This is a genomic window from Rothia sp. HMSC069D01, from assembly GCF_001810135.1.
Taxonomy (GTDB): Bacteria; Actinomycetota; Actinomycetes; order Actinomycetales; family Micrococcaceae; genus Rothia.
In genome coordinates this window covers 194,705-221,045 of the sequence record NZ_KV800108.1, presented here as the reverse complement: position 1 = coordinate 221,045, position 26,341 = coordinate 194,705, and the positions used below count along the sequence as shown (strand labels likewise).

Sequence of the window (26,341 nt, the reverse complement as noted above, 5' to 3'; positions counted from 1 at the left end):
CAAACTAGTCCGCATGATGCTCACGCGTATGCTCATACACGTCAACCACAATGTGGCTAATATGGTCGTCCTTCAGACGGTAAATGGTAGTGCGGCCCTGCTGCTCACGGTCAATCACGTGCGCCTCACGCAGGATGCGCAGGTGGTGCGAGGCGAGCGGCTGCGAAATGCCCAGGCAGGTGTGCAGTTCGCTCACGCTGTGCGGGCGGTGCATCAGGTGATGCGCAATCGCCAGGCGTAGCGGGTTCGCTAGCGCAGAGAAAATCGCCACGGACGGGCCAAACTGTTCCTCCCAGTCTTTGGGGCTGTTGCCTTCGAAGAGAGGCGCGTTGGTGGGCACCTCGTGGGTATGGTCCGATGCATGCTCGTGGGCATGGTCAGTGTGGGTGGTGTTAGTTTCGGTCTGGTCTGCGTGGTGGCTCTGAGTCATAGTATTTTCACCTTATGTACAGGAAAGGGGGCACGTCAAGGAAGTTACGCCTGCGCGGCGTGCTTTCTTGAGCGTGCCCCTCTCCCCTATGTGCGCTGATGCTCGCTGGTGCGTCCGGCTAGCGGTTAGCGACTGCTACCTGCAGATAACCTTCAGCGGACTTTACGCCCTTGTCGGTCACTGCGCGGTAGCGGACCAACGGTGCGAAGCCCTGCTTATTCTTAGCGGATACCGCAATGCCCTGGGTGCCGTCGGGCAGGGTCACCACACGGTAGGTGCCGTATTCGTCGCTGTATGCGCTGACGGCCTGGCCGCGCTGGTTGAGCAGCTCGAGCTTCTTCACGGTTTCGCCGCGGCTGTATGCGCCGAAGGATGCTTCGTCGTTGTTCAGGACAGCCACGTTCTGGGTGGTGCCCGAGTACAGGGAGACGGAGTCCTCACGCGCGATGGGGCTGTTCTTATCGACCACGTGAACCTTCAGCGGGATCGAGTACAGCTGCGCGGCGGAGCCCCTCTTCGCCTTCACATCAGACATGCGTGCGGGTGCCTTGCCGGTGCGGTTCACGGTGATGTTCGTGCCGTTGTCGCGGCGCAGATCCCAGGTGGTGCCGGTAACGTCGTGGGTGTTCAGGTCGATCGAGTAGGTGCCGGTCTTGCCGTTGGAGGCAAAGCGGATGCCGGTCTCCGCACTGGAGAACTGGCCGCCAGCAGTGTTGACCTTCTCCTTGTTGACCCAGCGGCTGGGGCGGAAGTTCGGGGTCTGCTGGATTTCCTGGAAGTTGTAGTCGCGCGCGTAACGGTAGTTCGGGGAAACCTTGTGCGACTGGTGAACACTCTGCGCGACTGCGGTCTCGCCGGAGTAGACGGTGGCGTGGTGCTCGGCGGGCTGGTAGAACACGCCGGAGCCGGTGCCGGTCTTACCGTAGGAATCCGAGGGGTACTTGAACTTCACGGCGTCCGAAGCCTGGTTCACTGCCGCGTTCTGAGTCTCGGCGTCGCTGATGCGCACGGCCTTGGGGGTGCGCACGGCGGAGCGGCGCACGGTCACGGGGCGTGCAATCTTGTGCGCGTCAGCGTTCGAGTCGGCAGCCTGGTTGTTGCTCTGCGGCAGAACCTGGGTGCCCTCGCGGCGTGCAGTGTTCTCAGCGGACTCGGTGTAGTTCACGGGCATCCACTGCACCTGCTGCCAGGGGAACTGGTTGCCGGTGAAGCCGCTGGGCACGAAGTTCGCGAACATTGCCGCCAGCTGCGGGTCTTCCTTGTACACGTTCTTACCCTGGCGGGCGTAGGGCGCGTAGGAGCTTGCCGCCTCCAGGTTGAATGCGTTGGTGAAGAGGTTGTGGTCCGTGAGGATGAAGCCGTATTCCTTCATTGCGGTCAGGATCATGCGGGTGAGCTGGTCGTCAGCGTGGCCGGTGTTTGCCAGGTGCTCTTCCACGTCAAAGCTTGCGGGCAGGAAGCCACGCTGACCCGCGCGGGGTGCGTTCGGGTACTTGCTCGCGTCAATCTTGCCGTCGGTACCCTTCGCGGGGAAGGAGGAGACCAGTGCAGCGTAGTCAGCCGCGGTGATGGACACCATGTGGTTGATCTTGCCGGCCTTGAGCTCGTCCACACCGATCTGGGTGAGCTCGTTCGCCATACCCACCACGGAGGAGGTGCCGTTCTTGAGGGTCAGCCAGTAGTTGTCTTCGCCCACGCCGCCGAAGTTCGGCTTAGCGAGCATGTAACCGCCGGAGGACACGTGGTAGGTCGCCGGGTAGTCAACCGCAACGGGGATGTCCACGGTGCCGCGGGTGCCTGCGGGAATCTTGTAGGTAATCTCGCCGGTGGTCTCGTTGATGGACGCGCCGGGCACGTTCTTTGCCAGGCGGAACTTCGCGCCGCGAGCAATCGGGTAGGAGGTGCGGGCGTTGCCGGACTTCGCGTCGATGCTCACGGGTGCGTTGATGGTGACGGTCTGACCTGCGTTGCCGCGGCCAACGTTGTCGTACTGAATCTTGGCGCTCTTGGGGGTGGACGCGTTGCCGCCACCGACCTGCACGCGGGCGGTGCTGGTGTAGGTCTGCGCGTCTGCATCCTTGACGAACTTGAAGTAGGAGCGCCAGATGCCGGTCGCCTCATCGTACAGGGCAACGGACTGGTCACCGGAGAGGCCGTGGTCCTCGGCAAGCCACTTCGGGATCGGGATGCCGCCGGTCAGGATGCGCTTGTTCTCCGCGTTAGCGTTGACGCGGTTGTCGCGGGAGACGACCTCGACGTACTCCTGGTGCGGGTTCGCGGAGTTCACGGCGAGGGTCGGGATGTTCTCGTGGCCGCCAACAGTCTGGGCGCGGTCCTTCTTCACGGTGCCCGCGTTGATGGCGGTGGTGACGGGGTGGTTGCCCGCATCGGCGGAGTATTCGAGGAAGGTGCGGCTGATTTCGCTACTGTTGGCTGCGACGGCTTCGGTGCCGGTGAGCTTCTTGGCGGCGAATGAATCGCGGGCGAGCTTGCCGCTCAGGGGCGAGGTGTTCTCGGTGGTGGTCAGCTGCGCCTTGGTGAGGGAGGAGTTGACCGGCGCGAGAGTGTTAATGGTCTGCGCCTTCTGGTCGGGGTTCCAGTAGCAGGTCGGACCGGGCGCGACGTTGGTGATGTTCGCGAGGGTCGGCACGGTGCGGTAGCCTGCGTCGACGCAGGTGGTACCGGATACGTTGCGGGTGGAGGCGGTTGCACCGAAGGTCGCGGGGAGGTTCGCGCCGGTGATGACGGTTGCCAGTGCTGCGGAGGCAGCGATGGTGGCACGGCGGCGGTTTGCCGGGCGCTGTGCCGGGTTTTTGGATGCAGTTGCGGTCATGTTTTTCTTTCGTTCGTGTCGGCTTATTTGAGTGAGTGCGTTTGTATGAACAAACACGGACGTGAGTGAAATATGCATCTGAGGGTGTGCCCGGGTGGGTCCTGATCTTCTGGCAGGAATTCTCAGGAAACTCTCAGATAATCCCCATACCCTACATAGTCTTTGGGGTGAACGCAAAACGAGTTTGTGATTTTGGGCACCGATTTTTTGATAAAGGTTCAGGTTTAGAGTCACATCTCCTTGCACCTTCATGCATTTATTGGTGTTTGAAGACGCAGAATTTGCACCGCAGTGTTTAGGGTTTACTCCTAGTCAAGCGAGGGTGACGTGAAGAAAACGAAAAATGCGTACAGGGAACTAAACCTTAAACCTTGAATTTCCCTGAAAGACGCGCCAAAACTTCCTGTTGAATTTCTCACACGTGACCACAATCTGAGATTCTGCACCGAGAGCAGATAGCACCCCATGCACTGAGACGGGCACCAACCACCCCTCAAAGAGCGATTTCTGGCAACCACCACCCAGCAGGAGCACTCTGCTTTTCACCCCGCAGACCCCTCAAAACCCACCCAAAACCCTAAAATTTAGGTCAAAGTTTAAAGTTTGCGTGTGTTTAACAGTGTGTAACCATGCATGCACCACACTCCCCCGCGCAGGACGCCCTTCACCGTACATTCCATGAATTCCAAGCCGCCCACCGGGAGCTTTAGAAAGCATAGAAACACCCCGCATGCGTCTCAAAAACACATGCGGGGTGCATAAATATTCATTTGTGGGTGCCTTGCGGTGCACCCAATAGCAGGTGCCGCACCCGCCTCCGTGGGTTCAGGTGGGTTCAATAGCGGTTACTCACAGAGCTACCGAATAGCTACAGCGCACCCGCCTCCGAGCAGACATTCACCAGCTCACCAATACCCTCAATACGGGTGCGCACCGTCTGCCCCGGCTTCAACCACTGACGCGGATGTAGCGACAAACCAACCCCTGCCGGGGTACCCGTCGCCACCAGGTCACCCGGCTCCAGGGTCATAAACCGCGAAATATAGGACAGCAGCTGCGCCGGGGTGAACACCATATCCGCCGTCGTACCGCGCTGACGCACCACGCCGTCCACCTCACAGACCAGCTCCAGACCGGCAACCGGGTCAACCTCATCGGGGCTCACGATCACCGGACCAAACGGAGTCATCGCATCCCAGTTCTTACCCTGGAACCACTCCGAAGAACGACCCTGCCAGTCACGCACCGACACATCATTCATGACCGTGTACCCCATCAGAGCCTCAAGTGCCTGCTCCTCCGTGGCGTTACGCAGGCGAGCGCCCACGACCAGGCAGAGCTCAACCTCCCAGTCGACCTTCGTGCTGCCGGTGCCGTCGGCGGCGGGCATGCGGATCTGCTCGCCGGGGCCAATCAGCGCGTTCGGGAACTTCGCGAACAGCGCCGGATGCTCGGGCACCTCAAGGTTCATTTCCGCGGCGTGGTCGCGGTAGTTCAGGCCGGCGCACACAATCTTGCCGGGCTTATCCAGCGGGCGAATAAAGGGTAGGGAGTTCCACAGCTCCTCGCCGTGGCCCATGACGGTCGCGCCGTTCTCCTTCAGGATCGCCACGGCGTTCTTCGGGTCGCCAAAGTTCAGGCGGAACCGGCTGTAGAAATTCAGTAGCGGGCTGAGCTTCGCCGGAAGCTCGTACACGGTCTCTTCGAAGAAGCAGACCGCGCGGCTGCCCTTCGAGTCTTTGATCTGTGCCCAACGCATGGATGCTCCTTCGCTTCAGGTGGGGATATATCGAATAAGTTACGGATAAAAGTCAGAAATAAAACAACCTAGTGAAAACCGTTTTGGGCGTACACCTCAACGATGGCGTCTTCCAGGTCTTCCATGAGCAGGGCGGGGTTCGCGTCCTGCGCCGCGCCGACCGTGGCGGGGTCCAGCTCCATGCCGAGGGCACGGTACACATCCGCGGTGACCGCCCGCAGGGGTGCAGAATCAGAGACCACGATGCCGGTGCTAAACCACCAGCCGCCGGTCACCACACGCTGGGCGGTGCCGACCAGTTTAATGCGGCCGCCACCTGCGGAGGCGGGAAGCTGCGCGTGCACCGAATACTCGCCGGGGCAGTACTCCCCCGGGATTTCACCCATGCGCGCATCCACGCCGACTTCGCGTAGCGCCTGCGCGTACATGGAACCGAACAGTTCGTAGCGTAGGGTGTTGCCGCTGCGGGCGTCGGAGGCGGGCTGAAAATGGTCCACGACCAGGCACCCCTGATGGTAGGCGGCGGCATGCCCACCGACCTTGCGCACCAGCACCTCAAAGCCGTGCTCGGCGCACGCCGCGGAGGCCTCCGCGAAGCCGGGGTTCAGTTCGTCACGGCGGCCGAACGCGACCGTCGGGTTCGGCTGATACATGCGCAAGGTGGCTTCACGCTTGCCGGTTGCCACCTCGCGGAGCATCTGCACCGTCTGGTCGTGGTGAATGAGGATATCGCCGGAGTCGGGGCCGGTCTCTCGAATAATCTGCACGTTCCTATTTTACGGTTACGCCCGTCACTTACGGTGCCTGGTCGGCGGGGCGTCTCAGGAGCGGCCCGTAGGCAACCCAGGAGCAGCTCAGGGGCGGCCCAGAAGCAGTTCAAGAGGCGGCACTCCCCCGCTATGCCTCACGCCGATTCCCCCTTGAATCTGTGCAAAGTCATCGCCGACGCCCCGCAGAATCCCAGCCGCCGATACACCCGGCCATATTCACATTTTTTATACCAATTTTCTTCACTCCGTGAATCCAACCCATTACGATTAAAAGACTACGTGGCATCCCACACGTTGCCATAAGTACACAACACAGCATGACAACGCAGAAGAAACGCGCACACCGTGACGGCCCACCCGCCACGGACCAAACTGTACGTTTCACATAAGGAGTACGGACATGACACAGTCCACCAACACAGCAGCAGCCGCTGCCCCCAGCCAGGAGGTGAGCGCAGCCCGCAAACAGCGAAACAAGCTGATCCTGCACGTTGCTATCATCCTCGCAGCGACCCTCGCCATCTGGTTCGTTCCCGCCCCCGAAGGCGTTGACCCGCGCGGCATGCACATGCTCGCCATCTTCGTCGGCACCATCCTCGGCCTGATCCTGCAGCCGCTGCCGACCCCGTCCGTGGCGCTCGTCGGCCTTGGCGCCGCAATGATTACCGGCACCATGGCGGCAAAGAACGAGGCACTGACCGGCTTCGGTAACTCCTCCATCTGGATTATTGTTGCCGCGTTCTTCATCGCCGACGGCTTCCTCATCACCGGCCTGGGCAAGCGCATCGCACTTCTGTTCGTGCGTGCGCTCGGCAAGTCCTCCCTCGGCCTGTCCTACGGTATGGCAATCACCGACCTGGTTCTCGCCCCCGCCACCCCCTCCAACACTGCGCGTGCCGGTGGCGTGATTTACCCGATTATCCGTTCCCTCTCCGAGGTCAACGGCTCCACCAACGAAACCCCCGAATCACGCCGTAAGCTCGGCTCCTACCTGCTCATGACTGAGGCGCAGGTCAACACCATCACCTCCGCCATGTTCCTGACCGCAATGGCGGGCAACCCGCTAGCGCAGAAGTTCGCGCACGACCGCGGCATCAATCTCGACTGGGGCACGTGGGCGCTCGCCGCTATCGTTCCCGGTCTTGCCGCGCTGATTGTCATGCCGTGGATCATGTCGAAGATTTACCCTCCGACCATCAAGAAGACCCCGGACGCACCCGAGCACGCCCGCCAGGAACTGCACGAAATGGGCCCCATGAGCTCCAAGGAATGGATTATGCTCGGCACTTTCGTGCTGCTGCTGATCCTGTGGATTACCGGCACTTCTATCGGTATTGACGCGACCAGCGCCGCATTCTTCGGCATCGCAATTCTGCTGGTGACTAAGGTCCTGACATGGAAGGACATGGCGAAGAACTCCAGCGCATGGTCCACCCTCATCTTCTTCGCCGTGCTTGTCGGCATGGCAGACCACCTGAAGAAGCTCAAGGTCGTCGACTGGATCGGTCAGCAGGCGGCGCACAGCGTCAGCGGCATGGCATGGCCCATGGCGTTCGCGATTCTGGTTCTGGCGTACTTCTTCATCCACTACATGTTCGCTTCGAACACCGCCCAGATTGTTGCACTATACGCAGTATTCCTCGGTGCGGCGGTAGCTGCCGGTGTTCCGCCGATGTTCGCGGCGCTGTTCCTCGGCTTCATGGGCAACCTGATTGGCGGCATCACCCACTACGCCTCCGGCCCGGCGGGCGTGTACTACGGTTCCGGCTACTTCAGCGTGGGCGAATGGTTCAAGATCGGCTTCATGGCGGCTATCGTGAACCTCGTCGTCTGGGGCGTAGTCGGTACCGCGTGGCTGTTCGCGCTCGGCTTCGCTAGCTAGCGGCTCAGGCCCCGCGGCGGCTTAGCTCAGCGTTAGGCGCTGTATAAAAGCCCCGCAATCGCTGCATAAAGGCCCGGTATTCTCACGTGAATTTTCGTGTGAGGATACCGCTTTTCAGTGCCCTCTGGATGCTCCGCACGGCGGTTTTTGGCGCGGTTTACAGTGCAAAACCTAGTAATCCCCCTCCCCCTCCGCTAGGGTAGAAGAAAATCCTAAAGCACCTTGGAGGATGCCGTGCATCAGGACCAGCACATCACCGCCCAAACCACCGCGCTACCCAGCGTCAGCGCTGAACAGCCCACCAACCCGGCGCTGACCGAGCCGCAGCCGCTCGGCGCGTTCCCTGACGGGTTCCTCTTCGGAGGCGCCACCGCCGCCAACCAATTCGAGGGCGCCTGGAACGAAGACGGTAAGGGCCCGAGCCTGCAGGATGTGCTGCCCGCCGGCGGCCTGTACCCGCGCACCGCGGAACCCACCGAGGACAACCTCAAGCTGGAGGGCATCGACTTCTACCATCGCTACCGCGAAGACATCGCCCTGCTCGCGGAGATGGGTTTCAAGGTCTTCCGCTTCTCCATCGCCTGGTCGCGTATCTTCCCCCGCGGCGACGAAGAAACCCCGAACGAGGCGGGCCTCGCCTTCTACGACCGCGTGCTCGACGAGCTCGAAAAGCACGGCATGGAACCGCTCATCACCCTCAGCCACTACGAAACCCCGCTGCACCTGGTCGAGCAGTACAACGGCTGGACCAGCCGCGAACTCATCGGCTTCTACGAACGCTACGCCCGCACCGTGTTCGCCCGCTACGGCAAGCGCGTGAAGTACTGGCTGACCTTCAACGAAATCAACTCGATGCTGCACCTGCCGTTCATGTCCGGCGGTATTAACACCCCGGCGGATCAGCTCAGCGACGCCGACCTGTACCAGGCGATGCACCACGAGCTGGTCGCCTCCGCACGCGCCACCGCTGCGGCACGCGAACTGGCACCGGGTGCCCAGGTCGGTTGCATGATTCTTGCCATGCCCACCTACCCGCTCACCCCCGACCCCACCGACGTACTCGCCGCCATGCAGACGGAGCAGGCGAACTTCGCGTTCGGTGACGTGCACGTGCGCGGCGCATACCCCGGCTACTTCCTGCGTGCCCTGCGTGAGAAGGGCGTGGAGCTGAACATCACCGAGCAGGACTGCGAGGACCTGAAGAACACCGTGGATTTCGTGTCGTTCAGCTACTACATGTCCACCTGCGCGACCGGCGACCCGGCACGAGGTGAGCGCGGCGAAGGCAACATCCTCGGCGGCGTGGCGAACCCGACCCTGCCCTCCAGCGAATGGGGCTGGCAGATCGACCCGACCGGCCTGCGCGTGGTCCTCAACCAGTATTGGGACCGCTGGCAGAAGCCGCTATTCATCGTGGAGAACGGCCTGGGCGCCCGCGACGAACTGGTCGAAGTGAACGGTGAGCTCACCGTGGAGGACGACTACCGCATCGACTACCTGCGCCAGCACCTGCACGCGGTACGCGAGGCGATTGAGGACGGCGTGAACGTGCTCGGCTACACCACCTGGGGTTGCATCGACATGATTAGCGCCTCCACCGCGCAGATGTCCAAGCGCTACGGGTTCATCTACGTGGACCGCAACGACGACGGCACCGGCACCCTGGCGCGCTACCGTAAGAAGTCCTTCCACTGGTACCGCGAGGTGATTGCCAGCAACGGCGCGGAGCTGTAACTGGTAAGGCTCTAGAGACTGTTCCTTATGCGGCGACTCTAGACGCTGAACTCCGCGAAAATCCCGGCACGCTGAACCCCGCGCGGCTAACACGCGAAACTCAGCATATAAAAGGCCCCCGAGACTCTGATCTCGGGGGCTTTCGCGCCATATGCTGTTTGTCTAGTGCCTGTTATGCCTAGTGCGGGCGGCTCTAGTCTGTAGGCAAATCTAGTCCATGGGTAGGTCATTCAGGCTGGTGGACACGTACTCCCACCAGGTCGGCACCAGCCCGGCGTTCATCGCGACCCTCTGCGAGAGGATGTGCGAGGGGCTCGTACCGTAGAACGGCAGGTACCCTTCCGCCAGGGTCAGACGTGCGGCATCACGCACCAGCACGCTGGCGATGCCGGCGCCGCGCCAGGCGGGCAGCACATCGATACCGATTTGGCGCATTATCGGCGAATCGTCGCTCACACCCACGAGGGCGATAGGGTCTGCGAGCGCGGCGCTCTCCCCCGCCGCGGGTACATCAGCTGCATCCTCTTCCACCGGGTATGCGGCGAGCACCAGCACATCCGGGCGGGTCACGCTAAAGCCCAGCGCATTCGAGTAGCGCTTATCCCCGCGGAAGCGCTCAATCTGCTCAGCGTCCAGCAGCTCCACGCGCAGGTGGGTTACGCGTGCCTGCGTGTCCTGCGGGTCAACCTCAAGCGCCCCCGCGGAGGCGTTTGCCTCCCTGCGGATGGTGCGCTCGCCGGTGATTTCGGCAAGCAGCGCCGCCTTCAGTTCGGCGGGGTCAACGCGGCGCATCATGCCCATACCGGGCACGGCACACTTGACCTCCTGCGCCTGCACGCCCTCGGGTACGACCGAGTTCAGCAGGGCGCGGCCGGGCGTGTAGTAGATGCTCGTGCCGCTGACCTGCTGGGTGTAGGGGGTGAGCAGTTCGTTGAGCTGGCGCAGCTGCGCGTAGTCGCCGAGCCAGTTCGACTGGTCGCCGAGCATGTAGTCGATAGCCTTGTCCAGCACGCGCGGATGCTTGGCGCAGAGAATGCCGACGCTCGCGTAGTTGGCGACGCGCAACTCCCAGATGTCGTCGTTGCGGCGGCGTGCGGCGCCCATCTTCTCGGAGGGCGGCTGCACGGTGGCGAGTAGCGGCAAGCTTTCGGCTTCCGGGTAGTCGCGTAGCTCCTCGAGGGCGCGACTAATCGAGCCGGGCGCCTGGCAGAAGTCAGCCTCCAGCTGGGTATGCAGGATGTGCCGCGCACGGTCCACGGTGGTCACAGCTCCACGATTCACGACGCCACGGTTCACAGCACCACGGTTTACAGCTCCACGGATTGCTTTAGCTCCCCGGGCAGATTCGGTTCCTTGAGTATCAGTCACGTAGGTTTCCTCTAGGGCAAATTTTTGACTAGTTCAGGATCTCGGCTAGTTCAGGATCTCAGCAAGGAACGCGCCGGTGTGCGAGCCCTTCACCTGAGCCACCTGTTCCGGGGTGCCCTCTGCGATGACGGTGCCGCCGCCGCTACCGCCTTCGGGGCCCATGTCGATGATCCAGTCGGCGCACTTGACCACGTCCAGGTTGTGCTCGATGGTGATGACGCTATTTCCCTTGTCAACCAGCGATTGCAGCACGGCGAGCAGCTTGCGGATGTCTTCAAAGTGCAGGCCGGTGGTCGGCTCGTCCAGCACGTAGATGGAGCGGCCGTTGGAGCGCTTCTGCAGTTCAGTTGCGAGCTTCACGCGCTGCGCTTCACCGCCGGAGAGGGTGGTTGCGGGCTGGCCCAGGCGAATGTAGCCCAGGCCCACGTCCACGAGGGTGTTCAGGTGGCGCGCAATCGGGGTGAATGCGGCGAAGAACTCTGCGGCTTCTTCCACGGGCATTTCGAGTACGTCGGCAATGGTCTTGCCCTTGTAGTGCACTTCGAGGGTTTCGCGGTTGTAGCGCTTGCCGTGGCAGGTTTCGCAGGGTACGTACACGTCCGGCAGGAAGTTCATTTCAATCTTCAGGGTGCCGTCGCCGGAGCAGTCCTCGCAGCGGCCACCCTTGACGTTGAAGGAGAATCGGCCGGGGGTGTAGCCGCGCATTTTTGCTTCGCTGGTCTCTGCGAACAGCTTGCGGATGTGGTCGAACACGCCGGTGTAGGTGGCGGGGTTCGAGCGCGGGGTGCGGCCGATGGGCGACTGGTCCACGTGAATGACCTTGTCCAGGTGTTCCAGGCCGTCGATGCTCTTGTGGCGTCCGGGTACCTGCTTGGCGCCGTTGAGCTTGTTCGCCAGGGAGGTGTACAGAATGTCATTGACGAGGGTGGATTTACCCGAGCCGGACACGCCGGTCACCGCGGTGAATACGCCCAGCGGGAAGGACACAGTCACGTTCTTGAGGTTATTTTCGCGGGCGCCGCGCACGGTCAGCTGGCGTTCCTTGTCCACGGGGCGGCGGGATGCGGGCACCTCAATGCTGCGGCGGCCAGCCATGTAGTCGCCGGTAATGGACTTGGTGTTCTTCAGCAGCTCCTCAAAGCTGCCGGAGTGCACGATTTCGCCGCCGTGCTCGCCGGCGCCGGGTCCTACGTCCACGATCCAGTCAGCTTCGCGCATGGTGTCTTCGTCATGCTCAACCACGATAAGCGTGTTGCCCATATCGCGCAGCTTAGTGAGGGTTTCGATGAGGCGGCGGTTATCGCGCTGGTGCAGACCGATGGAGGGCTCGTCGAGCACGTAGAGCACGCCAACCAGACCCGAACCAATCTGGGTTGCGAGGCGGATGCGCTGCGCCTCACCGCCGGAGAGCGTACCGGCGGAGCGTGAGAGGGTCAGGTAGTCCAGGCCCACATCCAGCAGGAACTGCAGGCGCGCGTCAATTTCTTTGAGGACCTGCTCGCCAATCTTGGCTTCGCGGGCGCTGAGCTGCAGGCCGCGCACGAAGGCGAGCGCGTCAGCCAGGGACAGGTCGGTGATGTCTGCGATGGACTGGCCGCCAACCTTCACGCCGAGGATGGTCGGGTTCAGGCGCGCGCCACCGCAGGAGGGGCAGGCGACCTGGCGCATGTACTGTTCGTAGCGGTCGCGGGCGAAGTCCGATTCGGTTTCTTCGTGCTTGCGCTTGATGTACGCCTTCACGCCCTCGAATCCGGAGGTGTAGCGGCGTTCGCGGCCGAATCGGTTGCGGTAGGACACCTCAACCTTGTAGTCCTTGCCGTCCAGGATCGCGGCGCGGGTCTTGGCGGGCAGGTCCTTGAAGGGGGTGTCCAGGTCGAAGCCGAGTTCCTCCCCCAGGCCTGCGAGCAGGCGCAGCCAGTATTCGGTGGTTGCTTTGCCCTGTGACCAGGGGGCGATAGCGCCCTCGCCGAGGGTCAGGTCGGGGTTGGGCACGAGCAGTTCGGTGTCTACTTCCAGGCGCGAGCCGATGCCGTCACAGGCGCTACATGCGCCGAACGGCGAGTTGAAGGAGAAGGCGCGCGGCTCGATGGTGTCGATCTGCAGCGGGTGGTTGTTGGGGCAGGCAAGGTTTTCGCTGAAGGAACGGGTACGTTCGGGGTCGTCCTGCTCTCGGTCCACGAAGTCGATGAGCACGCGGCCGTCGGCGAGCTTGAGCGCGGTTTCGATGGAGTCGGTCAGGCGCTGGTGAATACCGTCCTTAATGACGATACGGTCGACGACCACCTCGATGGTGTGCTTGTACTGCTTGGCGAGCTTGGGCGGGTCGGAGAGCTGCACGGTTTCGCCGTCCACGCGGGCACGCGAATAGCCCTGGGTCAGCAGGTCCTTGAAGAGGTCGACGAACTCGCCCTTACGTGCGCTGACGACGGGCGCAAGAATCTGCAGGCGGGTACGTTCGGGGTACTCCTGCAGAATGTCCACGATTTGCTGCGGGGTCTGCTGAGTAATTTCTTCGCCACATTCGGGGCAGTGCGGGTGGCCAATGCGCGCCCAGAGCAGGCGCATATAGTCGTAGATTTCGGTGATGGTACCGACGGTTGAGCGCGGGTTCTTGGAGGTGGACTTCTGGTCGATAGACACCGCCGGGGAGAGGCCCTCAATGAAGTCTACGTCGGGCTTGTCGACCTGTCCGAGGAACATACGCGCGTAGGAGGACAGTGACTCAACGTAGCGGCGCTGACCTTCCGCAAAGATGGTGTCGAAGGCGAGGGAGGACTTACCGGAGCCGGAGAGGCCGGTGAAGACGACCATCGCATCACGCGGAATGGTGAGGTCTACGTTCTTGAGGTTGTTTTCGCGGGCACCCTGAACCCGGATGCTGGTCAGATCGTTCGCTTTGAGTGCGGTGCTACCGTGTGCCGGGCGGGGTGTCATCGAAAATCCTTTCGTTTTATCTTCGAATTTAAATTCTACACCCTCACGCCTTTCACCAGCGGGATTATGCGGCCGGTGAAGGCATGAGGGTGCAGTACTTATATGAGGCGGACTGGCAGGCGCGATCTACCAGCCGCGGGTTCCCCACTCTTCCAGGTGGGGGCGCTCGTCGCCGAGGGTAGTGGAGCGGCCGTGGCCGGGCAGCACGATGGCGTCATCTTCGAAGCCGCCGAAGAGCTTTTCGAGCACGTTGGAGAAGAGCTCACCGAACTGCTGCGGGGAGTCGGTCTTGCCCACGCCGCCGGGGAAGAGAGCGTCGCCGGTGAACAGCAGGGTTGCGGGAGTGCCGTCTTCCCAGGTGGTTTCGAGGGTGTAGACGATGGATCCGGGGGTGTGGCCGGGCACGTGCAGGGCGCGGATGACGGTGTCAGAGAGGTAGAAGTCGAAGCTTTCGCCGCCGGTCAGCTCCTCTTCGACGGTGTAGTCTTCCTGCTCCTTAATAGCGGCTGCGTCAGCGGCGCCTGCGGAGGTGACGGCACCGGTGAGGCGGTCGAGCTCCTTAATGGCACGGATGTGGTCCCAGTGGCCGTGGGTGACCAGGATGCCGGTCAGACCGATTGCGCGGGGCTTGAGGGAGTTGAAGTCCTCGTCCCTCTCCATAACGCGCACGCGGCGTTCTTCGCCGTCTGCCAGTTCGAGCTGCGGGCAGTCGTGCAGGAGCGCGTCGAGGGTGTAGGCGTAGAGTTCTTCTGCGTCGTCTGCGGGGTCGATGAGTACCTGCTCGCCGGTGGCGCGCATGGTGATGAGGTAGACGCTGTTGTCCATCTCGGAGACGCTGAACGCACGGACGGTCAGTTCGGGGTTCTCAAAGATGAGGGTGGGTTCGGGGTAAGTAGTCATAGTTCCAGTGTAGGGGTTGTGACCGCACAGCATGCGCCTATGCGGTTCGCTCCCCTATCAGCGCATTCGGCGTTGAATGTGCGGGATGCACAGGGAACAGATTCTGGAGCACGCTCGGAACAAGCTTTAGCCGAGGTCCCGTCTATCTGAGGCTCCAGCGAAATTCAAACAGTGAAATTCAAAAGTTAAACAGAGAAGCGACTGCGCATCGATACACAGTCGCTTCTCATGACACCCAGGGGTATCTATCACTCACTCAAACACAAGCAACCCGAGGACTTTGGAAATCTCACGATTACTTGATGACTCAATAGTAGCGAACTTTTTGGGGGCTGTTTTACCGCCCAATTTGGTACGGAGAGCCGGTTTTAGTGACTTGAGTCTCAATGTAATCGTTCTGTAATAAAAATAGCTGTTTTTTAGGCTATCCATACGTACCAATTTCATTTTTTTCGAGTTTTGATGTGACTTATTTCACCCAAAATAATTTTAGAATTTCCCTCTTTTGGCACTTCGGTGCACCTTTAACCTAAGCTTCACACTCAGTAATTTTAAAGACTCAATACCCGGTTTTAGCCCAGTATTCCGCGGAAGTAGAGGGTTAAGGTCGAAATATCTTCAAGCTTTTGAAACTTCATTAAGTAGAAAAAATATACTGCTCGCCGTTCAAAAAGTGTACGGATATACACTTGAGGGAAAAATCAATTGGTCTGTTTAGGGTCATTAGATACCCCCTAAAGTAGAGCTTTTATAACAAAACGATAACAACAGCCCCGTCTTCAGGTTCACTGAGTGCACCCATTAAAACCCCTTTCAAAAAGCAAAATACCTAGTCAATGCCGTATTTTCACAAAATGCAAGACAGTGTGTCACTAAAAAATCAACCTATATAGATTGTTTAATAAAACCTGACCTTTAAGCACAAATAGAGCCCAATTATTAACCAGCACGTACCAATTTCACCCTCAAAACAGGCGCTCTAGAAGCCTCAATGAAAGGTTGAAAGACCCCTCCACCAGGGGTTTCAGAATCCTTCACTCCCCCGTTTTCAGGTACTCTACTTCCCCTTATAATCACTACAGAGAGCACCATAGGGCACAGCAAAGGCGGCGCCTCTCCCCCGCTGTGGGGAAGGAGCGCCGCCTCCACTAGCTATAAATCAGCTGGAACAGCCGCATTAGGGCAAGCCTTAGGACAGGCCGACCATCACGCCATTCTCGTCGAAGCCGATGCGCTCAGCTGCGGGGCTCTTGCTCAGGCCCGGCATGGTGCGCATGGTGCCGCAGATAGCGTAGACGTAGCCAGCACCTGCAGCCAGGCGAACCTCGCGCACGGGCAGGGTCCAGCCGGTCGGCGCGCCCTTCAGAGTTGCATCCGAAGAGATGGACAGGTGGGTCTTCGCGATGACCACGGGCAGGTGCGAGTAGCCCAGCTCAGCAAAACGCTTCAGCTGCTTAGCGGCAGCGGGAGCGATAGAGATGCCGTCCGCGCCGTAGACCTTGGTCGCAACCTTCTCGATCTTGGTCTCGATGGAGTCCTCAAGATCGTAGGTGTACTTCAGGTCCGAAACGTCGTCACATGCCTCAGCAACCACGTCTGCCAGGTCGGTGGTGCCCTTACCGCCCTCAGCCACACCGCGGTGGATAGCGACGCGAGCGCCAGCTTCCTCTGCGATACGGCGGATGGTTTCGTGCTCGGACTCGAAGTCGGTCGGGAAGGCGTTGATTGCCACGACCGGCTGAACACCGAAGTTGCGCACAATCTCGATGTGCTTCTTCAGGTTCTCTGCGCCCTTCTCCACGTCGGAGGGGCTTTCCTGCAGCATGCCCTCGGGCAGGGGCTTGCCCGGAACAATCTTGTACAGGCCGGAGTGGGACTTCAGGGAGCGCACGGTTACGACGAGCACTGCGGCGTCCGGCTTCAGACCGGAGACGCGGCACTTGACGTTGAAGAAACGCTCGGCACCCATGTCGGCGCCGAAGCCAGCCTCGGTAATGACGTAGTCGGAGTACTCCAGACCAACGTAGTCAGCCACAACCGAAGAGTTACCGGTTGCGATGTTGCCGAAGGGGCCCGCATGAATCAGGGCGGGGGTGTGCTCCAGGGTCTGCAGCAGGTTCGGGTTGATTGCGTCCGCCAGGATGACGGACATTGCGCCGTCAGCCTTCAGGTCGGCCGCGGTGACGGGCTCGCCGTCGTAGTTCAGGCCGATAACGATCTTTGCCAGGCGCTCGCGCAGGTCCTTGAAAGAGGTTGCCAGCGAGAGAATCACCATGATTTCGGAGGCGCTGGTGATGTCGAAACCGGTCTCGCGGACCACGCCGTCCATGCGTTCGCCCAGGCCCACGACGATGTTGCGCAGGGAGCGGTCGTTCATGTCGATGACTCGGCGCCACTCAATTGCGCGCGGGTCGATGCGCAGCTCGTTGCCGTGGTGCAGGTGGTTGTCGATCATTGCGGCAAGCAGGTTGTGTGCTGCGGTGACGGCGTGGAAGTCGCCGGTCAGGTGCAGGTTCAGCTTCTCCATGGGAACGATCTGGGAGTAGCCGCCGCCTGCTGCGCCGCCCTTGATGCCGAAGGTCGGGCCCATTGCGGGCTGGCGCAGCGCCAGGATTGCCTTGCGGCCGGTCTGGGCGAAGCCCTGTGCGAGGGAGACGGAGGTTGCGGTCTTACCTTCACCGAGCGGGGTGGGGGTGACTGCAGTAACCACGATGTACTTGGAGCCGCGCTTGCGGGCGGTCTCTGCGTTGGTGGTTTCGTCGAGAAGGACCTTAGCGACGTACTTGCCGTAGGGCTCAAGGCGATCTTCGCTGATGCCGTTGTCCGCTGCGATCTTGTTGATGGGCCAAAGATCGGCGGCAAGTGCGATTTCGAGGTCGGAAGGGAAAGGCTTCTTCGTCATTGTCATCCTTCGAGTTGTACGAATCATGCTCTTTTATTCTATGCCTTGGCTCACGCATTTGTCCCTCACCTCGCCGGAAGGTGGCAAATAAACTCAATTTTTAAAGCACTAATCCCCGCAACCGGTACCCTACGCTCACATGGAGTGAACAGGGTCGGTGCGGGGATCAGTAGCGCATACACGTCGGGTTGCCGGTGTAAGAAGGCACAAGAACCGACGATACGAGCGGCTATTACGGCATAGTCAGCAGAACCTTGGTGGCGGTACGCTGGTCCATTGCCTCGTAACCCTTAGCTGCCTCGTCGATGGGCAGAACCAGGTCGAACACCTTACCGGGCTCAATTTCACCCTTGTAAATCAGGTCAATGAGGGTCGGCAGGTACTTGCGCACGGGGGCGGGGCCGCCCTCCAGGTGAACCTGCTTGTCGAAGAGCTTATCGGTGCCGATGGAGCTGTCGTGCGGCACGCCCACGAAGCCGATGTAACCACCGTGGCGTACGCAACCGAGTGCCTGGTCGAAGGACTGCTGGGTACCAACAGCCTCAGCAACGCCGTGTGCGCCCACGCCGTCGGTGAGCTCCAGAACCTTGGCGATGCCCTCTTCGCCGCGCTCTTCCACGACGTGGGTTGCGCCGAATTCCTTAGCGAGCGCCTGACGTTCGGGGTTGCGGGACATGATGATGATCTTCTCCGCGCCGAGCTGCTTAGCGCCGATGACTGCGCTCAGGCCGACTGCGCCGTCGCCAATAACGACGATGGTCTTGCCGGGGCCTGCCTGCGCTGCGTCTGCTGCGTACCAGCCGGTGCCGAGCACGTCGGATGCCGCCATCAGGTGCGGAATCTGCTCTTCGGTGGGGGTCGCGGGGGTCTTGACGAGGGTGCCGTCTGCGAAGGGTACGCGGGCGTATTCTGCCTGGGTGCCGTTAGAGCGCATGCCGATGAATGTGTCGCCTGCTGCGATTGCCTTGAGGCAACGGGAGGGGTAGCCTGCGGTGCAGGTTTCGCACTCGCCGCAGGAGATGCAGAAGGAGCCTACGACGAAGTCGCCGGGGGCTACGGTGGTGACCTCGGAGCCGATTTCTACGACCTCGCCGATGTATTCGTGGCCCATTGCGCGGTGATCGACGGGCTCTGCGTCTGCGCCGCGGTAGGGCCACAGGTCGGAGCCGCAGATGCAGGATGCTGCGAGCTTGATGATGGCGTCGGTGGGTTCGAGCAGGGTCGGCTTCTCAACTTCGTTGACGACGACCTTGCCGGGGGCTTCCATAACAACTGAACGCATGATGTTCCTTTTTCGGGGTTGTGGGATAATAATCCAACAGTACGCCCCGTACCCCGATATATCAATAATTTTTTATGCTACGGGGTGAAGACAAAAATTCCGACAATCGGAACCCGCAAAACTGCTCCCGCTCCCCTGCTTCTCCGTCCCTTCTCCGCATCTTTTCCCCCGCTTTCGCACCCGGTTAAACGGCGGAACCCCCGCGCATCCCGGCACGTTGAATAGCCCGGTTAAACGGCGGAACCCCCGCGCATCCACAGTGGATACGCGGGGGTCGGTTATCTCAGCCTTATATCTCGAGGCGAGAAGGGGCTTAGAAGTCCCAGTCCTCGTCCTCGGTGTTCACAGCCTTACCGATCACGTAGGAAGAGCCGGAACCGGAGAAGAAGTCGTGGTTCTCATCAGCGTTCGGGGACAGCGCCGACAGGATCGCCGGAGACACATTAGTCACAGACGCCGGGAACATCGGCTCGTAGCCCAGGTTCATCAGAGCCTTGTTAGCGTTGTAGTGCAGGAACTTCTTAACGTCCTCACTCCAACCCACACCGTCATACAGGGAGTGGGTGTACGCCACCTCGTTCTCGTACAGTTCGTACAGCAGGTTGAAGGTGTACTCCTTCAGCTCTGCCTGACGCTCAGCGGACTCCTTCGCCAGGCCTTGCTGGAACTTGTAGCCAATGTAGTAGCCGTGCACTGCCTCGTCACGAATAATCAGACGAATCAGGTCAGCGGTGTTGGTCAGCTTCGCGTGCGAAGACCAGTACATAGGCAGGTAGAAGCCCGAGTAGAACAGGAAGGACTCCAGTAGGGTGGAGGCAACCTTCTTCTTCAGCGGGTCGTCACCGGTGTAGTAGGACAGAACGATCTTCGCCTTCTTCTGCAGGTGCTCATTCTCAGAAGCCCAGCGGAATGCCTCGTCAATCTCCTTGGTGGAGGCGAGGGTCGAGAAGATCGAGGAGTACGACTTTGCGTGCACGGACTCCATGAACGCAATGTTGGTGTACACGGCCTCTTCGTGCGCGGTCACAGCGTCCGGCAGCAGGGACACAGCACCGACGGTACCCTGGATGGTGTCCAGCAGGGTCAGACCGGTGAAGACGCGCATGGTCAGCTGCTTCTCTTCCTCGGTCAGGGTCTTCCAGGAGGGCACGTCGTTGCTCAGCGGCACCTTCTCCGGCAGCCAGAAGTTACCGGTCAGACGATCCCAAACCTCAAGGTCCTTCTCGTCCTCAATACGGTTCCAGTTGATAGCCTCGACCACGTGGTCGACGAGCTTCACCTTTTCGCTCATTAGTAATTCTCCGATTCTTAAGGGGCGGTTACAGTGCCACGCGCGCCCAGCCAGTCGCGCAGGCGGTTTGCGTGTTCACCGTAACCGCCCCTTCCAGTCTTTAGTTATAGTGTGCCAGCTCAGGCTGAATGCGTCACAGCATTCAGGCTAGAGCATGCAGGATACGCAGCCTTCAACCTCGGTGCCTTCAAGAGCCATCTGACGCAGACGGATGTAGTAGATGGTCTTGATGCCCTTACGCCATGCGTAAATCTGGGCGCGGTTGATATCGCGGGTGGTTGCGGTATCGCGGAAGAAGAGGGTCAGCGACAGGCCCTGGTCCACGTGCTGGGTTGCCACAGCGTAGGTGTCGATGATCTTCTCGTAACCAATTTCGTAGGAGTCCTGGTAGTACTCCAGGTTCTCGTTGGTCATGTACGGTGCCGGGTAGTAGACGCGGCCGAGCTTGCCTTCCTTGCGGATCTCAATCTTCGAAGCGATCGGGTGAATCGAAGAGGTCGAGCCGTTGATGTAGGAGATGGAGCCGGTCGGCGGAACAGCCTGCAGGTTCTGGTTGTACATGCCGTACTGTGCCACGTCAGCAGCCAGCTGAATCCACTCTTCACGGGTGGGGATGTGGTGCTTAGCGAACAGTTCGCGGGTACGCTCAGTCTGCGGTTCCCATTCCTTCTCGATGTACTTGGCGAAGAACTCACCGGATGCGTACTTCGAGTTCTCGAAGCCCTCGAAACGCTGGCCGCGTTCCTTAGCAATCTGCATGGAGGTGCGGATTGCGTGGTAGGCGACGGTGTAGAAGTACATGTTGGTGAAGTCCAGCGCTTCTTCGGAACCGTAGTAGACGTGCTCGCGTGCCAGGTAGCCGTGCAGGTTCATCTGGCCCAGACCCACGGCGTGGCTCATGTTGTTGCCGCGCTCGATGGAGGGTACGGAGCGGATGTCGGACTGGTCGGAGACGGAGGTCAGCGAACGAATCGCGGTTTCCACGGTCTTGCCGAAGTCTTCGCCGTCCATGGTCAGTGCAATGTTCAGCGAACCGAGGTTGCAGGAGATGTCCTTACCGACGGTCTCGTAGCCGAGGTCAGCGTGGTAGGTGGACGGCTCAGAAACCTGCAGAATCTCGGAGCACAGGTTGGACATGATGACCTTACCGGCGATGGGGTTCGCGCGGTTTACGGTGTCTTCGAACATCACGTACGGGTAGCCGGACTCGAACTGAATCTCTGCGATGGTCTGGAAGAACTCGCGTGCGTTGATCTTGGTCTTGGTGATGCGTGCATCGTCGACCATCTCGTAGTACTTCTCGGAGACGTTGATGTCGGAGAAGGGCACGCCGTAGATGCGTTCCACATCGTACGGGGAGAAGAGGTACATGTCCTCGTTCTTCTTCGCCAGCTCGAAGGTGATGTCGGGGATGACAACGCCCAGGGAGAGGGTCTTGATGCGGATCTTCTCGTCAGCGTTCTCACGCTTGGTGTCCAGGAAGGCGTAGATGTCGGGGTGGTGTGCGTGCAGGTACACGGCACCGGCACCCTGACGTGCGCCGAGCTGGTTTGCGTAGGAGAAGGCGTCTTCGAGCAGCTTCATGACGGGGATAACGCCCGAGGACTGGTTCTCAATCTTCTTAATGGGCGCACCGGACTCGCGCAGGTTGGTCAGGGCAAATGCCACGCCGCCGCCGCGCTTGGAGAGCTGCAGTGCAGAGTTGATGGAGCGGCCGATGGACTCCATGTTGTCTTCCATGCGCAGCAGGAAGCAGGAGACGAGCTCGCCGCGCTGCTTCTTACCAGCGTTGAGGAAGGTCGGGGTTGCCGGCTGGAAACGGCCGGAGATGATCTCGTCGACGATGTCTTCGGCGAGTTTCTCGTTGCCTTCCGCCAGCAGCAGTGCGACCATGCAGACGCGGTCTTCAAAACGCTCCAGGTAGCGCTGGCCGTCGAAGGTCTTGAGCGCGTAGGAGGTGTAGAACTTGAAGGCACCCAGGAAGGTCGGGAAGCGGAACTTCACGCCGTAGGCGCGCTTGAACAGGTTCTTAATGAACTGGAAGTTGTACTTGTCGAAGAGTTCCGGCTCGTAGTACTGGTTCTCGATCAGGTACTCGATCTTCTCTTCCAGGTCGTGGAAGAAGACGGTGTTGTTGTTGACGTGCTGCAGGAAGTACTGACGTGCAGCCTGGCGGTCGGCATCGAACTGAATCTGGCCGTTCTCATCGTAGAGGTTCAGCAGTGCGTTCAGCTCGTGGTAGCTCATACCCTTGAACTTCTCGGGTACGCTCTTGCCGCTGTGGCTCGCACCGAGAGTTTCTAGTGCTGAGGGCAGTTTTGCGTCCAAAATGCTTCCAATCCTTCGTTGACTTTTTCTACATCTGAATCGGTGCCCATGAGCTCAAACTTGAAGAGCACGGGCACATCGCACTTCTTGGCGACAATGTCTGCCGCGATGCCGAAGAGCGGACCAAAGTTGGTGTTGCCGGAGCCAATCACACCGAGCATGTGGTGACGATTCTGCTCCACGTTCAGGAATTTAACCACCTGCGGGGGAACGTTACCGGCGCCTTCAGGCTTGCCGTAGGTGGGGACGATGAGCACGAACGGCTCATCAAGAATGAGGGTGTCTTCGCCGGTGCGCAGCGGCAGGCGGAGGCGGCGGGCACGGATCTTCTCCACGAACTTGTGGGTGTTACCGGAGATGGAGGAGAAGTACACGATGAGTGGCGCCGTATCGTCCAGTCCGACCTCGGTCGCTCGACCCTCGGAAGCATTGCGTGCATCCATAAGAATCTTGCGGATTTCTGCGTGCTCGTCGACGGGGTTGGGCGTGAGGGCGGTACTCAACGTGTGCTCCTTATCTCGTGTGCCGGTGTGAGTTCCGTGCCGATTTTTCCGTTTGTACGGGTTCGGCTGGGTTGTTAGGCTGCCAGAGCGTTGATCTTGTCGGGCTGGAAGCCGGACCAGTGCTCGTCACCTGCAATGACGACGGGTGCCTGCATGTAGCCGAGGGACTTGACCATTTCGAGGGCCTGAGCGTCTTCGGTGATATCAACCTTGACGTAGCTGATACCCTTCGCGTCGAGGGCGCGGTAGGTCATGTTGCACTGGACGCACTGGGGCTTGGTGTACACGGTCACTACCATGGGAGTGCCTCTTACTTTCTCCCGCTCGGGCGGGGTTATCTCGTGAATGAATCTGGCGTGTTTCGTTTGTGGTTCACCACGTGTTGTTTACGGCGGGCGCGGTGCCGTCCGCTGCCCCTTCTAGTGGGGTGTGGCGGCTTCCTGCGCTGGGGCAGGGCGGTCAAAAGTGCCGTAGTGGTGGAACCGAGTATTAATACTACATCTAGTGTCGAGATTTTTCTTCACCACAAGATGATGTGGTGCAAGGGTCGTGTTTCGTTCGATAAACCCACAGCTGAACCCACTTAAGAGGGGGTGCCTACAGCTTATCCACACCCTACCGCGAGGCTAGTTCGTTGGATTTTCGCGGGGTGCGCCAGGTTATCCACAGGTGGGGTTTAAGTTGGTCAGGATTTTTAAGGGTTCATTCGCCCGCCAAGTTGAGGTTCAGTTAACCTCATGTATGCTTTCGGGGGCATAAAACCCGGCAGGTTCGGGCTTGATTTTAAAGAGATCTTAACTCTCACGCGTTCTTGCGCGGAACGGCGCGGTTTTAAAGCAGAACGGACTTTCTTAAAGGCGAGGGTTAACCCCCTTCGAGCGGCTTTAAGCTATGTGATTAAAGCTGTAGAAAAGATTTTTAACTCTTTTCCAGTAACCGGTGTGTCGTGGGTTTAAGTTGGTTAATTCCGCTGAAACAGCAAAACCCGCCGCATATACCGGTATTTCGCGGTATTTGCGGTGGGTTTACAGGCTATAGGCACAGATTTTAGCAACCGGCGAGCAGTAACCGGCTAGAAATCGATCAGGCCCAGCTCACGCAGTTTCTTACTCAGCGTTACGCCGTCGGTGGCTTCAATCCACAGCGGCGAGCGCATCATCTGTTCGGCACGGTAGTCACTCCACACGCGACCGGAGGCGAGCATGGTCTCCCCCACCGTCAGGTTGCGGATGACAATTGCCGCCACGTTGTCCGGGTAGCGTACCGCGAAGCCGTTGTAGATGTACGGATCGCGCTGCCCGTCGTCACCGACGAGGATCCACTTCATCTGCGGGAATTCCTCGGCGAGTCGGCGTAGGGACTCAACCTTGTGGCTGGTGCCGGAACGGAACCAGCGGTCCGGGGTGGGGCCCCAGTCGGTGAGCAGGAACGTGCCGCGCGGGTAGCCGTTGCGGCTGAGGAAACGGCGCAGGGTCGGGGTGATGTTCCAGGCGCCGGTGGACAGGTACATGAACGGCGCATCCGGGTGGCTGCGGCGGATACGGTCGGTCATGACCGCCATACCGGGGGTGGGGATGCGTGCGTGCTCGTCGAGGATGAAGGAGTTCCAGGCGGCAACCATGGGGCGCGGCAGCATGGTGACCATGACGGTGTCGTCGACGTCCATGATGACGCCGAGCTTCTGGCTTTCGGGAACGATATAGACGCTGGTTGCTACGGCGCGGGAACCGGGCACGTACATGATGACTTCGTGTATGCCGGGTTCCAGGTCGATGCTGAGTTTGACGTCGAGCACGCCGCCGCGGTCGGTGTACGCCTCGTGCTTGGTGCCGTCGATGACGATGGTGACGGGCGCATCGGACATTGCGGTTGCGGTGAAGGAGCGCCAGCCGCGCATGGGGTTGGCGGTGTCTTGGGTGCCGTCGACGACCTGCAGGAGGCGTTCGAGGTTGACCGTCTTGTAAAGGGCGCGGGCGATAACGCGGACCCAGCCGGGGGTTCCGTCGGAGGCGGCGCGGCCGTAGCCTTCGGTGGGCACGAGGATAGGCTCGCGACCGGCAGCGATGGCACGCTTTTCGCGCCACCTGTGCAGCCGGTCTGCAACACGGTAGCCGATGTTGACAGCCTCGTCGGCAGCATCGTTCACAAGGTTGCGCAGTTCGTGAGTGCCCAAATTCTCCATCCCACTAGTGTAGCGGAGCGTTACCGACTTGCGGCTTCTTGATTTTGTGTTCTTATACCTAGTTTTTATACCTATTAATACTGTGGTGCTGAGCGCGGGGTGTGATGTGCACATTATTTAGGGTGTATTCGCTGTTCAGATTCGTTCCTTGCAGGTGGGGGCGTTATCCTGGAGAGTATGACCCACTCACAGCCTAACCGCCGACTTTTTGTGCTCGGCACTGCTATGCTTCCGCTGATTGCTGCCTGCTCGAAGAAGTCGAATGACTACGACGGCACCAGCGGTAATTTCACTCCGTATCAGGCTGGCGGCGAGACCTCTGCTGCTGCTACTCGCCCCGCACCCACGAATTCGCCGACCGTTGCCGCTGCTGGCAACCCGGTTGATAAGCCGCGCGAATGGCCCGGTATCGGCAACTCCCTCATTGGTGACGGCAAGTATGTTGCGTGGACTGTTGATGATGGCGCAAGCCCGGAGGCGATTCGCGGCTACGCTGAGTTCTCGAAGCGCACGAATACTCGCCTGACGTTCTTCATTAACGCTTCTTACACCGGTTTTAAGGAGCATGTGTCGTTGCTGCGTCCGCTGGTTCAGAGCGGCCAGATTCAGGTTGCGAACCACACCTACAGCCACGCCGATCTGACCACCCTGGACGCTGAGGGCGTGAAGGAAGAGCTGCAGCGTAACGAAGACGAGATTATGAGCATGTTCGGTGTCTCGTCGAAGCCGTACTTCCGCCCGCCCTACGGCCGCTACAACGATGCGGTGCTGAAGGCTGCCGGTGAGATTGGTTTTACCCGCCCGGTCATGTGGAACGGCACTACCGGTGACGAGGCGAAGACTAGCTCCCGCGTGATTTACATGCGCTGCATCCGCTACATGCTGCCGCAGCAGATTGTGCTGGGTCACCTGAACTACGAGACGATCATCCCGATTCTGGATAAGGTGAAGGGTCTGATTGATGACCGCGGCCTGACTGCGGTGACGGTTCGTGACTACTACGGTGATGCATCCGAGGAAGAGATTAAGGCGGCGGCTCCTTCGCCGACCCCCACCCCGGAGGAGAACACCCCCTCCCCCGAGGCGACTACGGAGGCACCGGCCCCTACCCCGGAGCCGACTACTGAGGCTCCGACTACCCGCTATGAGGATGAGGTAGCGGCTACCCAGCAGGCTACGACTGCACCTGCGGCGGCAACCACGGCTCCGCCGGCTCGTGCGACCGCCGCACCTGCGGCTACGA

17 protein-coding genes are annotated in these 26,341 nt (G+C 60.2%); 3 read left to right on the top strand and 14 right to left on the bottom strand.

Going from position 1 to position 26,341, the window contains the following annotated elements:
• Window positions 1-4: 4 nt before the first annotated feature.
• The 4 genes from HMPREF2710_RS05360 to HMPREF2710_RS05345 all read right to left on the bottom strand — a co-directional run bounded on the left by HMPREF2710_RS05360 (window position 5) and on the right by HMPREF2710_RS05345 (window position 5,789).
• Window positions 5-430: an ArsR/SmtB family transcription factor gene (locus HMPREF2710_RS05360; protein WP_070599930.1), complete on the bottom strand. Its 426-nt coding sequence runs from the start codon at window positions 428-430 to the stop codon at window positions 5-7.
• A 118-nt stretch (window positions 431-548) separates the two neighbouring features.
• Window positions 549-3,263, bottom strand: a complete 2,715-nt coding sequence (locus tag HMPREF2710_RS05355) for a Rib/alpha-like domain-containing protein (protein WP_070599928.1) — start codon at window positions 3,261-3,263, stop codon at window positions 549-551.
• Between the two features lie 868 nt (window positions 3,264-4,131).
• Window positions 4,132-5,022 (bottom strand): fumarylacetoacetate hydrolase family protein, encoded by an 891-nt coding sequence (locus HMPREF2710_RS05350; protein WP_005505816.1) that lies wholly within the window; start codon window positions 5,020-5,022, stop codon window positions 4,132-4,134.
• A gap of 68 nt (window positions 5,023-5,090) precedes the next feature.
• Window positions 5,091-5,789 carry a lipoate--protein ligase family protein gene (locus HMPREF2710_RS05345; RefSeq protein ID WP_070506180.1) on the bottom strand — a complete coding sequence of 233 codons (699 nt, stop codon included), beginning with the start codon at window positions 5,787-5,789 and terminating at the stop codon, window positions 5,091-5,093.
• Between the two features lie 403 nt (window positions 5,790-6,192).
• Here HMPREF2710_RS05345 and HMPREF2710_RS05340 point away from each other — a divergent pair, with 403 nt between their 5' ends.
• Together HMPREF2710_RS05340 and HMPREF2710_RS05335 are read left to right on the top strand one after the other, a co-directional pair.
• Window positions 6,193-7,674, top strand: coding sequence for an anion permease (locus HMPREF2710_RS05340; RefSeq protein ID WP_070599926.1), 1,482 nt, complete (start codon window positions 6,193-6,195; stop codon window positions 7,672-7,674).
• A 234-nt stretch (window positions 7,675-7,908) separates the two neighbouring features.
• Window positions 7,909-9,408, top strand: a complete 1,500-nt coding sequence (locus tag HMPREF2710_RS05335) for a glycoside hydrolase family 1 protein (protein ID WP_070600488.1) — start codon at window positions 7,909-7,911, stop codon at window positions 9,406-9,408.
• A 210-nt stretch (window positions 9,409-9,618) separates the two neighbouring features.
• On the opposite strand, the gene HMPREF2710_RS05330 is transcribed toward HMPREF2710_RS05335, so the two are convergent.
• From HMPREF2710_RS05330 to HMPREF2710_RS05285, 10 genes are all read right to left on the bottom strand, one after another.
• The gene (locus HMPREF2710_RS05330; protein WP_070543643.1) at window positions 9,619-10,776 is read right to left on the bottom strand and encodes a GNAT family N-acetyltransferase; all 1,158 of its coding nucleotides are present in this window, start codon (window positions 10,774-10,776) and stop codon (window positions 9,619-9,621) included.
• Window positions 10,777-10,821: 45 nt separating this feature from the next.
• Window positions 10,822-13,710 carry an excinuclease ABC subunit UvrA gene (uvrA, locus tag HMPREF2710_RS05325; protein ID WP_070599924.1) on the bottom strand — a complete coding sequence of 963 codons (2,889 nt, stop codon included), beginning with the start codon at window positions 13,708-13,710 and terminating at the stop codon, window positions 10,822-10,824.
• A 126-nt stretch (window positions 13,711-13,836) separates the two neighbouring features.
• Window positions 13,837-14,610 carry an MBL fold metallo-hydrolase gene (locus HMPREF2710_RS05320; protein ID WP_070599922.1) on the bottom strand — a complete coding sequence of 258 codons (774 nt, stop codon included), beginning with the start codon at window positions 14,608-14,610 and terminating at the stop codon, window positions 13,837-13,839.
• A 1,189-nt stretch (window positions 14,611-15,799) separates the two neighbouring features.
• Window positions 15,800-17,512: a formate--tetrahydrofolate ligase gene (locus HMPREF2710_RS05315; protein ID WP_005508799.1), complete on the bottom strand. Its 1,713-nt coding sequence runs from the start codon at window positions 17,510-17,512 to the stop codon at window positions 15,800-15,802.
• A 232-nt stretch (window positions 17,513-17,744) separates the two neighbouring features.
• On the bottom strand, window positions 17,745-18,794 hold the full coding sequence (locus tag HMPREF2710_RS05310; protein ID WP_049362753.1) for a zinc-dependent alcohol dehydrogenase family protein: 1,050 nt from the start codon (window positions 18,792-18,794) through the stop codon (window positions 17,745-17,747).
• A 313-nt stretch (window positions 18,795-19,107) separates the two neighbouring features.
• The gene (nrdF, locus tag HMPREF2710_RS05305) at window positions 19,108-20,085 is read right to left on the bottom strand and encodes a class 1b ribonucleoside-diphosphate reductase subunit beta (protein ID WP_049338464.1); all 978 of its coding nucleotides are present in this window, start codon (window positions 20,083-20,085) and stop codon (window positions 19,108-19,110) included.
• Window positions 20,086-20,232: 147 nt separating this feature from the next.
• Window positions 20,233-22,413, bottom strand: a complete 2,181-nt coding sequence (gene nrdE, locus HMPREF2710_RS05300) for a class 1b ribonucleoside-diphosphate reductase subunit alpha (protein ID WP_070599921.1) — start codon at window positions 22,411-22,413, stop codon at window positions 20,233-20,235.
• Window positions 22,386-22,916 (bottom strand): class Ib ribonucleoside-diphosphate reductase assembly flavoprotein NrdI, encoded by a 531-nt coding sequence (nrdI, locus tag HMPREF2710_RS05295; RefSeq protein WP_070599919.1) that lies wholly within the window; start codon window positions 22,914-22,916, stop codon window positions 22,386-22,388. The genes nrdE and nrdI overlap by 28 nt, the downstream gene beginning before the upstream one ends.
• Window positions 22,917-22,990: 74 nt before the next feature.
• Complete coding sequence (nrdH, locus tag HMPREF2710_RS05290) at window positions 22,991-23,215, bottom strand: glutaredoxin-like protein NrdH (RefSeq protein ID WP_070506157.1); 225 nt, start codon at window positions 23,213-23,215, stop codon at window positions 22,991-22,993.
• Window positions 23,216-23,988: 773 nt separating this feature from the next.
• Complete coding sequence (locus HMPREF2710_RS05285) at window positions 23,989-25,098, bottom strand: App1 family protein (RefSeq protein ID WP_070599917.1); 1,110 nt, start codon at window positions 25,096-25,098, stop codon at window positions 23,989-23,991.
• Between the two features lie 177 nt (window positions 25,099-25,275).
• Between HMPREF2710_RS05285 and HMPREF2710_RS05280 the strand changes: the two genes are divergently transcribed.
• Window positions 25,276-26,341 (top strand): polysaccharide deacetylase family protein (locus HMPREF2710_RS05280; RefSeq protein ID WP_070599915.1); only part of this gene is annotated, 1,066 nt, incomplete at its 3' end.

Bases quoted from the DNA above. Each gene is read 5' to 3' on its own strand.
- HMPREF2710_RS05360 (WP_070599930.1), bottom strand. From the start codon at position 430: ATGACTCAGAGCCACCACGCAGACCAGACCGAAACTAACACCACCCAC.
- HMPREF2710_RS05355 (WP_070599928.1), bottom strand. From the start codon at position 3,263: ATGACCGCAACTGCATCCAAAAACCCGGCACAGCGCCCGGCAAACCGC.
- HMPREF2710_RS05350 (WP_005505816.1), bottom strand. From the start codon at position 5,022: ATGCGTTGGGCACAGATCAAAGACTCGAAGGGCAGCCGCGCGGTCTGC.
- HMPREF2710_RS05340 (WP_070599926.1), top strand. From the start codon at position 6,193: ATGACACAGTCCACCAACACAGCAGCAGCCGCTGCCCCCAGCCAGGAG.
- uvrA (WP_070599924.1), bottom strand. From the start codon at position 13,710: ATGACACCCCGCCCGGCACACGGTAGCACCGCACTCAAAGCGAACGAT.
- HMPREF2710_RS05320 (WP_070599922.1), bottom strand. From the start codon at position 14,610: ATGACTACTTACCCCGAACCCACCCTCATCTTTGAGAACCCCGAACTG.
- HMPREF2710_RS05315 (WP_005508799.1), bottom strand. From the start codon at position 17,512: ATGACGAAGAAGCCTTTCCCTTCCGACCTCGAAATCGCACTTGCCGCC.
- HMPREF2710_RS05310 (WP_049362753.1), bottom strand. From the start codon at position 18,794: ATGCGTTCAGTTGTTATGGAAGCCCCCGGCAAGGTCGTCGTCAACGAA.
- nrdF (WP_049338464.1), bottom strand. From the start codon at position 20,085: ATGAGCGAAAAGGTGAAGCTCGTCGACCACGTGGTCGAGGCTATCAAC.
- nrdH (WP_070506157.1), bottom strand. From the start codon at position 23,215: ATGGTAGTGACCGTGTACACCAAGCCCCAGTGCGTCCAGTGCAACATG.
- HMPREF2710_RS05285 (WP_070599917.1), bottom strand. From the start codon at position 25,098: ATGGAGAATTTGGGCACTCACGAACTGCGCAACCTTGTGAACGATGCT.